This window comes from Colwellia sp. F1, assembly GCF_056238625.1.
The window spans coordinates 92,084-106,067 of record NZ_JBWDLI010000001.1 but is presented as its reverse complement, the minus strand read 5'-3'; the positions used below and the strand labels follow the sequence as shown (position 1 = coordinate 106,067).

Genomic DNA, 13,984 nt, shown 5'->3' with positions numbered 1-13,984 from the left:
CCTACTTGAACTGTTTTAAGAAGCGAAGATCATTTTCAAAGAATGCACGTAAATCATTTACACCATAACGCAGCATGGTTAAACGCTCTACTCCCATACCAAAAGCAAAGCCAGTATAAACCTCAGGGTCGATACCAACACTTTTCAGTACGTTAGGGTGCACCATACCGCAACCTAGTACTTCTAACCATTTGCCGTTTTTACCCATTATGTCTACCTCAGCCGACGGCTCAGTAAAAGGGAAGTATGACGGACGAAAACGAATTTCTACTTCTTCTTCAAAGAAATGGTGTAAGAAGTCATGTAAAACACCTTTAAGGTGAGTAAAGCTTACATCTTTATCCACCATCAAACCTTCAACCTGATGGAACATTGGTGTATGTGTTTGGTCATAATCGTTACGATACACTTTACCTGGGGATATAATTCGCAGTGGTGGCTTTTCAACTTCCATGGTTCGAATTTGCACACCAGATGTTTGTGTACGCAATACCAGTTTAGGGTTAAAGTAAAAAGTATCGTGATCTTGTCGAGCTGGGTGGTGTTCAGGGATGTTTAACGCGTCAAAGTTATGATAGTCATCTTCTACTTCTGGTCCTGCTTTCACTTCAAAGCCTAAATCACCAAAAAAACTTTCAATACGCGCAATGGTACGAGATACCGGGTGTAAACCACCAAGTTGCATACCGCGTCCAGGTAAAGTTACGTCGATAGACTCGGCCGCAAGCTGTTTAGACACTTCAGCAGCACGTAACAAGGCTTCACGTTCGCTTAATAATTTCTGTACTTGTTGTTTGGCAATGTTGATTACTTGCCCCATTTTAGGCTTTTCTTCTTTTGGTAATTTACCTAAACCTTTCATTTGTTCGGTAAAGCGGCCTTTCTTACCTAAAAAGTTCACGCGCACTTGCTCTAATGCACTAGGGTCGCTTGCTTCGCTAATAGCACGCTCTGCCTGAACGACAATATCATCGATGGTGGTGGTATCTAAACTCATGATTTCCTCTAAAAGGGGACTTAAAACAGCCTTTATGCAAAGGCAAAATTGCCACTCAATATTTTAACTTAAAAATGGTGGTGATTTTACATCAAAGTCTGTAGCCATGCCACCTTAAGATGTTACAAGACGATGATTTATTCGCAATAATTGCGTTTATTAACAGTTAGGCTATATAAGTTAAAAAGATAATTAAAATGACTTGTGACAAAGGTTAGCTCGCAATAAATAAAAAAAACCAGTGACAGGCACTGGTTTAATTACGTTTAAACGGGTTCAGTAAGGGGTGTTACCAACCTTCTACCCCTTTCATGTCAGGTAATTGGTGTGCAATACCTTTATGGCAGTCGATACAGGTTTTTTCACCTGCGGCCAGCGCGGTTGAATGTTGATATGAAGCGCGCTCACTTTGTTCAGTAAAGTCCATATAATCGAAGTTATGACAGTTACGACATTCCAAGGAGTCATTCGCTTTTAAACGTGTCCACTCATTTTGAGCTAACCGTTTTCTATGCTCTAAGAACTTTTCACGGGTATTAATCGTGCCGAAAATAGTTCCCCAAACTTCTTTCGACGCTTGCATTTTACGGGCTATTTTATCCGTCCATTTATGGGGTACATGACAGTCTGGACAAGTTGCCCTAACGCCAGACCGGTTCGAAAAATGAATGGTTGGCTTTAGCTCTTCATAGACATTATCTTCCATTTCATGACATGAAATACAAAAAGCTTCGGTGTTTGTTACCTCTAGTGCGGTATTAAAACCACCCCAAAAGATAATACCCGCTACAAAACCACCAATAACTAAAGCCCCTAAGCTAAAATAACCGCTTGGCTTTGTTAAGGTTCGCCAGCCAATTAATATTAAATTTTTCATCTTTACTACTCCTAATGCTGTTTGTTAGTAGCCGATTTATTCTTCATTAAGCTGTGCATATCAATGAAGGTGTTTTCTACTAACGGCTTAGCATCTGCCTGAGTTACATGGCACTGATTACAGAAATAGCGACGTGGCGATATTTCTGCTAAAAAGTTACCGTCACGGTTCATGTAATGCGTTACACTTACCATGGGCGCTTGAGACTTTTCCGTAAGATGTCTTGAGTGACATGACATACACTTATTATTATATTTATTAACCTCATAGCTACGCGTAGTATGCGGAATAACAGGCGGTTGCATAGGGTAATTACGGGCTTGCTTAATGTCTTTATTAATTACATTAGGAATACGATTAGGCTCTTTTTGCGTTGTGATTTCAGTATGATCACGCAATGTCGCTAATGCATTTGTTTTAGCTTTATCGTTAGCCTGTGCAGTAAATGCTGGTACCAACAAAGCTACTAGTAGGCTAGTAACAGTTAATTTTAATGTTAAATTTTTCATTGTACTCTCCTAAACTTTCACTATTTTAATAGCACACTTTTTAAAGTCCGTCTGCTTTGATAACGGATCAGTCGCATCTAGTGTAACCTTGTTAACTAAACGGCTAGCATCAAACCAAGGCATATAAACTAAGCCTTTAGGTGGCTTATTACGGCCTCTAGTTTCTACCCGAGTTTGTACTTCACCACGGCGAGAAATCAGTTTTACTAAATCACCTCGGCGCATGTTACGTTTTTTAGCGTCATCAGGGTGCATATAAACAAGTGCATCAGGCATAGCTTTATATAACTCTGGTACTCGTTGAGTCATTGAGCCTGAATGCCAGTGCTCAAGTACACGGCCAGTTGATAACCATAAGTCATATTCTTCATCGGGTGATTCTGCAGCGGGCTCATAAGGCAAAGCAAAAATAATTGCTCGGCCGTCTTTGTGGCCATAAAAATCCCAACCACTGCCTGGTTTAGCGTAGGGATCTGAGCCTTCTTTAAAGCGCCATTTAGTTTCTTCACCTTTTACCACTGGCCAACGTAAACCACGCTCTTGGTGGTATCTATCGTAGGGCGCTAAATCATGTGCATGGCCGCGACCAAAGGTTGCATATTCTTCAAATAAGCCTTTTTGAATATAAAAACCAAAATCACGTGCTTCATGGTTAAGGCGCTCTTCTGGGATTTCATCAAGGGAGAATTTACCCACTGCACTGTCTTTATACAACACGTCAAATAATGTTTTACCACGCACAGCGGGGGTTTTAGCAATTAACGCTTCTGGCCATACATCTTCTACTTTAAAGCGTTTAGAAAATTCAACGAGTTGCCATAAATCAGACTTAGCCCCAGTGGGTGCCTCTACCATTTGATACCACGATTGTGTACGACGCTCTGCATTACCATATACGCCCTCTTTTTCTACCCACATTGCCGTTGGTAAAATTAAGTCAGCTGCTTGTGCTGTTACGGTTGGGTATGGATCAGAGACGACAATAAAGTTATCTGGATTCCGGTAACCGGGGTAACCTTCTTCATTAATATTAGCAGCAGCCTGCATATTGTTATTACACTGCACCCAGTAAAAGTTTAACTTGCCATCTTTTAACATGCGGTTTTGTAATGCTGCATGGTAACCAGGTTTTGCTGGTACTGTGCCTTCTGGTAATTGCCATATTTTTTCCGCAGTAGCACGATGCTCAGGGTTAGTAACGACCATATCAGCAGGTAAACGATGTGAAAAAGTACCAACTTCACGGGCCGTACCACAGGCTGATGGTTGGCCCGTTAATGAGAATGGGCTATTACCTGGGGTGGCAATTTTTCCAGTCAATAAATGAATATTATAACAAAGGTTGTTTGCCCAAACGCCACGAGTATGTTGGTTAAAACCCATTGTCCAAAACGAGGTCACTTTAATTTTTGGATCGGCATAAAGTTCAGCTAATGCTTCTAGTTTATGCGCTGGAACTCCTGATAATTTAGCGGTATATTCAGCGGTATACGTACTGACAAACTTTGCATATTCATCAAAACTAATCGCGGTTGAGTCACCCGCTGTTTTCCCATTATTTTTAGCTGCTTGCTCTAATGGGTGCTCAGGACGTAAACCATAACCAATATCTGTTTCACCTAACCTGAAGTTTGTGTGCTTGTTAACAAAATCTTTGTTGACGCGATCAGTTTTAATAATATAGTTAGCAATAAAGTTTAAAATGGCTAAATCAGTTTGTGGTGTGAACACCATGCCGTTGTCGGCTAGGTCAAAGCTTCTGTGTTCAAAGGTCGATAAAACAGCAACTTTTACATGTGGTGAACTTAAACGGCGATCAGTTAAACGCGTCCATAAAATAGGATGCATTTCCGCCATATTAGAGCCCCACAATACAAAGGCATCAGCCGCCTCTATGTCATCATAACACCCCATTGGTTCGTCAATACCAAAAGTACGCATAAAGCCACCCACAGCAGAAGCCATACAATGACGAGCATTAGGGTCTATATTATTGGTACGAAAGCCGGCCTTCATTAACTTTACAGCAGCATAACCTTCTTGCACTGTCCATTGGCCTGAGCCAAACATACCAACCGCTTCAGGGCCACTTTTTTTCAAAGTTGCCTTGGCTTTATCAGCCATAATATCAAAAGCTTGCTCCCATGATACAGGCGTAAAATCACCTTCTTTGTCGTATTTACCGTTACTCATCCGTAATAACGGTGTGGTCAACCTGTCTTTACCGTACATAATTTTAGAAAGGAAATAACCTTTAACACAGTTAAGGCCTTTGTTTACCGGAGACTTTATGTCGCCATGGGTGGCAACAACTTTCCCGTCCATTACGCCAACGTTAACGCTACAGCCAGTACCACAAAAACGACAAGGTGCTTTATCCCATTTAAGTTTTGTAATGTCTGAGCTGGTAATTAAGTTTGATGCCACAACAGGCACAGAAACCCCTGCAACGGCTGCTGCAGCTGCAATAGCATTAGCTTTAATGAATTCTCGGCGATTAATGGTCATTGGGTCACCTTCCTCTTTCTTTAATTCGGTTGTTAAAATGTTATTGTTAATATTACTTTTAACACTGCTCAAGTATTATTAATGTTACTGACTTTTGATATTTATATTTATTAAAACCTTAGCGCTTATAGTTGATGGTCGCTCGTTATATCTTTAATCTCAATACTCTCTTCGTTACTGCTTTCGTCAAGAATTTGATGATAAACTGGTGATAAGTTAATAATGGCGTGATGCACACGTATCGCGTCCATTTTTTTACCGATATCATGATAACTGCTCCCTTCGATGGTAAATACAATTTTACCCTCTTCACTCACCGCATGAACTTCAGTACCATCAAGCGCTAAAATTGCTGCTTGTACTTCGGCCAACTGCGCAAGTATCGGGTAAGCAACAAAGCTTGCTACATGGTATTCATTAAATAAACTTTCTTGTTGTTTGCTCATATCACTTCTTAAAGATTTTTTACTCGCTGGTTAAGATAAACTGCCTGTGCATTGACTTAAGTTATAGCCTTAGTTTGACTCGAATACAAAAGAAATTGCCGCTTGTGGACAACTACTAATACATGCGCCACATTGTGTACAATCTATATTACTGAGGCTTGGTTCAGGAATACTTGAATTAATATAATGGAATTTAATCGCGCTGGTTTCGCACTCATCACGACAGCTTTGACAATAAATATTGTTTTTAGCTAAACATTTGTTATCAATTTCTAAGCTGGCAGGCCATGCCTTGCGTTTTTCATCAGGCACTTCCCCTTCTGTCGAAACGCTTGGTTTAGTAGTGTCGGCAATTGAGGTTAGTTGGCCTTGTGTATTCGCGTTATGAGAAAAAGCCCCTAGAAAAAGCGGTTGTTGACAGACTTCTATGCATTTGTTGCAAAAGGTACACTCTCCTAAATTAAAATCGACTTTAGGAAAACCTTCCTCATCTTTGACAATAATATTCGTTTCACAACTGTGAATACAATCTTCACACTGGGTACAGCCAGAGGTGAAAACAGCCTCATTAATAACCCAAGGTAGGCGTAATGTTTGTTTCGTTTTAAGGCGACCACGAAACAAACGTCTTCGAGAAGGGTCTTTTACCCGTTCAACTCTATTAGTAGACAAAGTAGTATAACCAACACATTATGAGGTGGGTGGGCCAAATAAAAACATTTGACTAAACCAGATAGCAAAACCAAAACCAGACACGATAAGTACTGATAAAATAGGGGCTAGAAAAACAGTCAGAAAAATAAAGGTATTTCGCTCATATTTTTTTTGCTGTTCGGGTGATGTATCTTTATTCATGACGCTCTCCAAGTCTAAGTAGAGTAAGCTAATTTGGTGATAAATACTGTATGTCTTTATTGTAAGCCTTTGCTACTTTTAAAAGGTTGATCCAGATCAAGGTTTGTAAACTAAAACCTTTATTTACATATGCTTATTATTTGCTAATTTTCGCTTTTCTCCTGCTCTTTCTGACTGTTTTTTTGCTCAACTTCACGTTGAACCAGTAAAAAAGTTAAATACATTTTAGTCGGTAAAGAGAATATTAAGCCTAATGCAATACAGACCGCACTAATGATAATACCTGTTACACCTAATGATGCTATATAATCACTATATGTATGAAAATATAGCCCCAATAGTAACAAGCATAAGCCAATACCTATCGATATTTTTAATAACCTAATCAACCGTGCATTTGACATTGTTACTCCTAAACGTAATGACTAAAAGTGCTCTTTAAAAGTAACAATGTATACTTTCATACTAGCTATACTAGCGTATTTAATAAAGCCTCTACGGGATGTTTTGCCTTAAGCTCGGTTAATCGCTTTACTTGCGAGCGACATGAAAAGCCGGTTGCTAATATTTGCTCTGATGCTAAATTAGCTATTTTAGGTTGCCAGCTTAAGTTAAACAATGATGTCGAATTCTCTACATTAGACTTCTCATGCCCATAAGTGCCTGCCATACCACAACAGCCTACGCTTACTTTCTCTAAATTTAAACCGAAATAATTAAAGATGGTTACCCAGTCGCTTTCACTATTAACTAAAGCTGTTTTCTCCGTACAGTGGGCAAATAATTTAAATATTTGCTGGTTATGATTGGCACTCCCTTTAAATTTTTTATCTTGTTTAATAAATGATAATAACCACTCATGTGCCAGAAGTACGTTAAAGTTACCGCGTTGTTCTCCCAATATTTTCGTGTATTCATCACGGTAACAAAGTACCATAGAAGCGTCCATCCCTAACATGGGTATATTAAGGCTTGTTAATTGATTTAAAAACTCGCTCGATGATTTTGCTGTACTAGCAAAACGTGCTAAGAAACCTTTAACATGTTGCGCCTTTCCATTGGGTTTAAACGGCAATAAAATGGGCTCTAAGCCTAACTTTCTAATAAGCGCCATCATGCTCTCTACTGTGCTGGCGTCATAGAATGAAGTAAAAGGATCTTGCACAATTAAAACATATCCTTTTCGTTGAGCTTGGGTTAACCCTTGCAGTTTTGCTAAATCAAAGCCTGAATAGCCTGCTTTTTTTACTTGTTTTTTCAGTGTAGGTACGCTTAACAAAGGGGTGTTTACGTAGCCGATGGTTTTTTCAGATAGTTGCTCATAAGCCTTTGAGCCTAATATGCTATTGACTAATATTGGCGCTTTTGCCATTAATGGCGCTAATATTTCAACATTCGCGACTAGATGATCTTTTAATGGTCTTGGGTAGCGTGAATGATAAATGTTTATAAATCGGCTTCTAAAGTCTGGCACATCAACTTTTACTGGGCATTGGCTAGCACAGGCTTTGCATGCCAAGCAACCTTGCATGGCTTCCATAACTTCATGGGAGAAATCATCTTTGTTTTCATCTTTATCAAAAAATGCCAGCTTAAGTTTAGCAAAAGTAGAGTTTAATAGTTGTTTTACTGACCAATGATTTACTTGTGTTTCTAACGCTAACACATCTACGCCTTGTTGTTCTAATAACCTTAACCATTCACGCATTAACCCTGCACGGCCTTTTGGCGAATGACGCCTGTCTTTTGTCACCTTACTTGATGGACACATGGGGCTGTTAACATCATAGTTAAAACATAAACCATTGCCATTACAATCAATAGCCGAGCTATAAGCGTCTTTTACGGCAATGGGAATTTGCCTATCAAAATAACCGCGTTTGGTATCATCTACACTCACCAGTCGCTCTGTTGAATCGATGGGAGTACAAATTTTACCTGGGTTCATTTTATTAAGTGGATCAAAAGCGGTTTTTATTTTTCTCAATTCAGAAAATAAGTGGTCACCAAAAAACTCAGGCCCGTATTCACTGCGATAGCCTTTACCATGCTCCCCCCACATTAAACCACCATATTTTGCGGTTAATTCAACCACTTTGTCAGAGATAACTCTGAGCAGTTTTTCTTGCTCTGGGTCACACATATCAAGCGCTGGTCGTACATGTAAGACACCAGCGTCTACATGACCAAACATGCCGTAATGCAAGTTATAGCGATCAAGTAGATCTCTAAACTCAGCAATAAAGTCAGCTAAGTTTTCAGGAGGTACCGCTGTGTCTTCGGCAAAGGCTAAAGGTTTTTTGCTACCATCAGTATTGCCTAATAAACCCACCGCTTTTTTACGCATAGCATAAAGTTTATTAATACTATTTAGATCAGACGTCACTTGATAACCAATTACCCCACAAGTGCCGCTTTCGTTTTCATTGGCAATGGTTTGATCTAAGCCCGCGGTTAAGGCCGCAACTTGTTCAGCCAAGGCTTCAACACTCACACCATTAAATTCAACAATATTAATACCGTCCATCACTTTATTGGGTACGTCGGCTATTAGATCACTAACGCTGTGCCAAATAATATCTTGTTTGGCAAGATTTAATACTTTGCTGTCAATTGTTTCTACTGAGGTTGCTTTAGCATTGACTAAAAATGGCGAGTGGCGCAACGCGGAGTCAAAGCTGTCGTATTTAATGTTAATTAAGGTTTTAGCTGGGCTAATCGGCGTAATATTCAATGTCGCTTGGCAAACAAAGGCTAATGAGCCTTCAGAGCCGGTGATTAGGCGACTTAAGTCAAAAGTCGTTAACTCATCATTGCCTTCGTCATTAGCTTGTAAAACATTTTCTAAATCATACCCGGTTAAAAAGCGGTTTAACCGGGGGAATTTTTCTAGAATAAGATCGCGGTTGTCAAGACAAGAGGCAAGTACTTGTTTCGTTATTTGGCCATGACTGGTGTTTTCTGTAGCCAACGACTTGGCTTGTGTCAGTGTCATGGGCTCAGTGTGTATTACGTCGCCATTAGCTAGCACAGAAGTTAAAGCTAAAACATGATCAGAAGTTTTACCATAAACTAGTGAGCCCTGCCCTGAGGCGTCAGTGTTGACCATACCACCAATAGTGGCACGATTGCTGGTTGATAAATCAGGAGCAAAGAAAAATCCGTGGGGACGTAAATAGTCATTAAGTTGGTCTTTGACTACGCCAGCTTCAACTTTAACCCACTTTTCGTCAATATTAATTTCTAAAACTTTATTCATGTACTTAGACAAGTCGACAACAATGCCTGGCGTTAAACTTTGTCCATTGGTACCTGTGCCGCCCCCCCTAGCACTAAATTTAATTTCGCTATAGTTTGCCTCATTGGCCGTTTTTGCTAGTAAGATAATATCTTGCTGGGTGCGAGGATGAATGACCAACTGTGGCAGTTGTTGGTATATGCTATTGTCGGTTGCAACAGCAAGCCGTGCGCTATATTTAGCGCTTATATCGCCGGTAAAGTTTTTAACTTTTAAAGCGTCGACAAAATTATCGTAAAGAGGAGGAAGATGTGTTTGATGATCAATACGAGGTAACATGACTATTTATCTGTAAACGAGAAGAAATTGCCTTGAGTATACCATGTAAAAAATGATTTTTGCGCAGCTTATTATTCGCTAATTCATGATTATTTATTTAACACAGCTTCATAAATGAGCGAAACAACACTGCCATACTTACCAGTTTCAAATTGCTTGCCGCTAAAGTGATATTTTTTATCATCACCTTCAATCGGGCTGTGGCGTGCATTTGTCAGTAAAACGATGGCTAAGTCATGTGTTGGGTCAATGACGGTGACTGTGCCTGTCCAGCCAGTATGACCATAAGCAGCGCTACTGGCATAGGGGCCAAAATGCCACTTTAATACACTATTATTATTTCTACGCCAGCCTAATCCATACGTGGCGTTGCCTTCGTTAGGTTTAATAAACTGTTCCAGCACGCTCTCTGAAAATAACAGATGATGGCCGTAGCCCCCCTTATTTAATAGAGTTTGTGCTAATATGGCTATTTCTTGTGCCGTAGAAAATAAACCTGCATGCCCTGCTACTCCACCGAGTGAATGGTAAGCTTTTTCATCATGTACTTCACCCTGCAAAACGTGCGTACGTACATTGTCAAAATTAACACGATTACCGCGCGTTGTACCGTGTATTTCAGTTGCGGCAAACTGCGCTTTGCTAAACCCTTTATCTAAAGGATTAAACAAGGTGTTTTCTAGCGCCAATGGACGAAAAATATTATACTCTGTATATAAATCAAGCGGCATATTGGTAATTTTTTCTATTATCATCCCTAACAATATATAATCAGTGTCACTGTAAACTTGTTGAGCTAAACGCTCTGCAACAAAAGGAACCTTAGTTAATATCAGCGCCTTGGTGTCGCTTGTATTTTGCGAGAATAAGCGTTCATTCATCGGTAAATGACTCATTAACATATCGGTGAAGCCCTTTGCACGTTTAGTATTTTCATTTTTGTCTGCATTATGGGCTCTTTTATAAAACTGCACTTCTGGCGCATAGCCTGCAGTATGGCTAAGTAAGTCTTTTACCGTACGTAATTCTCGACCATCACCAAGATATTGCGGTAGGTAGTTATTAATAGGAAGATTGACGTTAAGTTTACCCTCGGTCACGAGTTTCATTAAGGCAAGGTTAGTTGCAAACATTTTCGTGTTAGAGGCCAGATCAAAGAGTGTGTCTGTGGTCATGGTCATGGGGTTTTCAAGTGGTTCGCCGCCGTCATAATATTTCCTAGCATAACCATAGGCCGTGTTTTTAATTATTTCTCCTTCTTTTACAACAACTAAAACAGCCCCAGGAAAGCCGTTAGCAATATCATTATTGATGAGTGCATCAACTTCACTAAAATTTTGCTGATACTTAGTGGTGTTAAGCTCAAGGTGTGGGTAAGGAATGATAATATTTACTTTAGCGCCTTTTGGTAAAACATTATTCACTTTTAGCGTATTAGTACCATCTCTTGTGCGCTTTTTTAAACGGTAATGATAACGGTGTTTCGGCTGTAATGGGTTAGCAATATTTAGTTTTTCACCATTAATGACTATGTCGGCTGACGTGGCCTCTAGGCTATTAATAATAATGTGACCACGACCTTGATAACCTTTAAATGTTGCACGGTCATTGACCCAGGCACGGCTACTCCGATCTTTTTGTGGAAACAATTGATCTATTTGGCCTTTTTTATTGTACAAAAGATTGTTGTCATTTACTGGCTTCTTTTTATGCGGTGCATTGCTGATTGCATACTGGGTGTGGTTATGTTTATCTGCGCTATCAGCTATCGACCTGGTATTTGTTGTGCAACTAGTAAGTAAGATACAGGAAAAAAGCACTAGTATTATGTTTGTTTGCTTCAAATTCATTATAAGTTTACACCTACCTAACTATGGTTAACCACTTTTATATTCTCAATACATGCCTATTTAGACCGCAGTGAATCAGGTGAATACTGCTACTGATCGCTGTAGCTAACTTTTTCAACTTTAATACAATAAATAAGGGGTTCTTAAGCGTTTAAAGTTAGCGAGGTCTTGCGCCCAGGTTAATTTAATTTCTTCTGCTGTGTTACCCGCAACAATCGCTTTTCTTAATTTATCAGTGCCACTAAGCTTGTCCATAAAGCTAGCTCGAGTGAAAAATTCACGATCTTGTTTTTTAAATGCTTGGTGCCATTCAATAATAAAACTTAAATTTAAGCCGCTACTATTACTGTCGCGTAAGTCTTGTCCTTGTAGGTTTTTATGCATTAATTTAGGTGTAGAAGCAGCGCCTGGTTTAGCAACAGGGGTAAATGCAAATTGCCCAATTGATACTTTGTCGTGCCCAATCACCTGAAAAGGAAAATCAGTACCACGGCCTATACTTACAGGCGTTGCTTCAAAAAAACCCAGTGATGGATATAAACGAATAGCGGTATCATTGGGCAGATTTGGGCTGGGCTTTACTGGTAATGAGTAAGGTGCGTCTCGCTGATAGTTTTTCATCTTTACTACTTTTAAATTCAGAGGCTTTGAGGTAGTTAACCATTGCTCTCCTTTGAACATCAGCGCTAACTCTGCTACTGTCATACCATGAAGCAATGGTATTTTATGCATACCTACAAATGAGGTAAATTTAGGCTCTAATAGAGGGCCATCAACAAACGCCCCATTAGGGTTTGGTCGATCAAAAACAATAAACGTCGCACCCGCATCGCTAGCCGCTTCCATCATATAGTGCATGGAACTGATATAAGTATAAAAGCGCACACCAACATCTTGAATATCAAAAATAATAACATCTAAATTTTTCATTATGTGACGTGCAGGTTTACGATTTTTGCCATAAATTGACACTAACGCAATCCCTGTTTTTTTATCAACCGTTGAAGTGAATTTTTCACCTGCGTCATAATTGCCACGAAAGCCATGCTCAGGAGCAAAAATGGTCTGTACATCAATATTATGCGCTATAAGCCAATCAACTAGGTGCGTACTCCCCAACATGGACGTTTGATTAACCACCAAACCAACGCGCTTATTTTGTAGCATAGGTAAGTACACTTGGCTTTGTGCCGCACCAACCACTAATTTGTTTTCTGTGAATTTACTTTCAGTATCCATCAGGGAAACATCTGAAAGTGCTACACTAGAAAACGCGGTACAAACAGACAATATAGTCGAGGCGATTAAAATAACCGTAAGACGAAATTGCTTGTTGTTAAAGTTTAAGTTCATAATAAAATCTTTTAATTAGTGTCCGCTAGCCATACTTTCTTCTACAGCTGTACGTAAAAAACCATTGTTTTTAAGCAAGCAGTTTTTTGCTTGTGCTAGTGTTAACCCTGTTAGGACCATCAAGGTAGCAAGTTTGGCATTATTGTCAGCTTGAATGAGTGCTAATTTGGCACAGTCATAATCACATTCAGTTGCTTGCATAACAATACGCACTGCACGTGCGTAAAGCTTTTCATTACTCGCGTTAACATCTATCATTAGGTTTTTATAGCTTTTTCCTGAACGGATCATACTGGCCGTACTCAGCATATTTAAAATTAATTTTTGTGCTGTACCTGATTTCATTCGGGTTGAGCCGGTTAGTGCTTCAGCGCCGACAACAGCGCAAATGTTGATATCATTAGCCTGATCAAATTTTTTATTATAGCTACAACTCACCCCGACAACAGTCGCGCCAACCGACTTAGCATAATGCATCGCAGAAATAACATAAGGTGTTCGGCCGCTAGCGGCTATACCCACTAACACATCATTAGTGGATAACGCAATTTTTTGTAAATCTTCTATAGCTTGCAACTTATTATCTTCAGCACCCTCTACTGCTTTATAGATGGCATGACTTCCACCCGCGATAATACCGATCACTTGCTCGGGAGGTACACTAAAGGTCGGCGGACACTCTACAGCATCTAAAATACCCAAACGACCACTGGTACCTGCTCCTATATATACTAGTCGCCCCCCCCTAGCAAAGGCGTTAACAATTTGATCAACTGCTTTGCTAATGTCAGGGATAACCGCTTTGACTACGCCTGCTACTTTCTGATCTTCACTATTGATTTTTTCTAAAATACCTTGCGTGTCTAATAAGTCTATCTCTAAAGTATTTGGGTTTTGGTTTTCAGTGGTAATTTGCGCCAATTCATCAATCAGTTGGGGTTGCTTTTTATGCAAAGATTTACTCATAGTTCTCTCTTGCTAGTTTACTAAGGTTCTGCTCTAGGTTTCTTAT

At 39.7% G+C, this 13,984-nt stretch carries 12 protein-coding genes; all 12 read right to left on the bottom strand.

Features of this window, described 5'->3' with window-relative positions:
• Window position 1: 1 nt before the first annotated feature.
• On the bottom strand, window positions 2-997 hold the full coding sequence (pheS, locus tag AC0UA9_RS00535; protein WP_475655750.1) for a phenylalanine--tRNA ligase subunit alpha: 996 nt from the start codon (window positions 995-997) through the stop codon (window positions 2-4).
• A gap of 289 nt (window positions 998-1,286) precedes the next feature.
• Window positions 1,287-1,874, bottom strand: coding sequence for a cytochrome c3 family protein (locus AC0UA9_RS00530; protein ID WP_475655749.1), 588 nt, complete (start codon window positions 1,872-1,874; stop codon window positions 1,287-1,289).
• Between the two features lie 11 nt (window positions 1,875-1,885).
• The gene (locus AC0UA9_RS00525; protein ID WP_475655748.1) at window positions 1,886-2,383 is read right to left on the bottom strand and encodes a nitrate reductase cytochrome c-type subunit; all 498 of its coding nucleotides are present in this window, start codon (window positions 2,381-2,383) and stop codon (window positions 1,886-1,888) included.
• 9 nt (window positions 2,384-2,392) lie between these two features.
• The gene (napA, locus tag AC0UA9_RS00520; protein WP_475655747.1) at window positions 2,393-4,891 is read right to left on the bottom strand and encodes a nitrate reductase catalytic subunit NapA; all 2,499 of its coding nucleotides are present in this window, start codon (window positions 4,889-4,891) and stop codon (window positions 2,393-2,395) included.
• 125 nt (window positions 4,892-5,016) lie between these two features.
• Window positions 5,017-5,337, bottom strand: a complete 321-nt coding sequence (locus AC0UA9_RS00515) for a chaperone NapD (protein ID WP_475655746.1) — start codon at window positions 5,335-5,337, stop codon at window positions 5,017-5,019.
• A 69-nt stretch (window positions 5,338-5,406) separates the two neighbouring features.
• On the bottom strand, window positions 5,407-6,009 hold the full coding sequence (locus AC0UA9_RS00510; protein WP_475655745.1) for a ferredoxin-type protein NapF: 603 nt from the start codon (window positions 6,007-6,009) through the stop codon (window positions 5,407-5,409).
• An 18-nt stretch (window positions 6,010-6,027) separates the two neighbouring features.
• The gene (locus tag AC0UA9_RS00505) at window positions 6,028-6,192 is read right to left on the bottom strand and encodes a periplasmic nitrate reductase, NapE protein (protein ID WP_475655744.1); all 165 of its coding nucleotides are present in this window, start codon (window positions 6,190-6,192) and stop codon (window positions 6,028-6,030) included.
• A 143-nt stretch (window positions 6,193-6,335) separates the two neighbouring features.
• On the bottom strand, window positions 6,336-6,596 hold the full coding sequence (locus AC0UA9_RS00500; protein WP_475655743.1) for a hypothetical protein: 261 nt from the start codon (window positions 6,594-6,596) through the stop codon (window positions 6,336-6,338).
• 65 nt (window positions 6,597-6,661) lie between these two features.
• Complete coding sequence (gene ydiJ, locus AC0UA9_RS00495) at window positions 6,662-9,769, bottom strand: D-2-hydroxyglutarate dehydrogenase YdiJ (protein ID WP_475655742.1); 3,108 nt, start codon at window positions 9,767-9,769, stop codon at window positions 6,662-6,664.
• 89 nt (window positions 9,770-9,858) lie between these two features.
• Window positions 9,859-11,448 carry a serine hydrolase gene (locus tag AC0UA9_RS00490; RefSeq protein WP_475655741.1) on the bottom strand — a complete coding sequence of 530 codons (1,590 nt, stop codon included), beginning with the start codon at window positions 11,446-11,448 and terminating at the stop codon, window positions 9,859-9,861.
• A gap of 291 nt (window positions 11,449-11,739) precedes the next feature.
• On the bottom strand, window positions 11,740-12,972 hold the full coding sequence (locus AC0UA9_RS00485) for an exo-beta-N-acetylmuramidase NamZ family protein (protein WP_475655740.1): 1,233 nt from the start codon (window positions 12,970-12,972) through the stop codon (window positions 11,740-11,742).
• Between the two features lie 15 nt (window positions 12,973-12,987).
• Complete coding sequence (murQ, locus tag AC0UA9_RS00480; RefSeq protein ID WP_475655739.1) at window positions 12,988-13,938, bottom strand: N-acetylmuramic acid 6-phosphate etherase; 951 nt, start codon at window positions 13,936-13,938, stop codon at window positions 12,988-12,990.
• Window positions 13,939-13,984 lie beyond the last annotated feature (46 nt).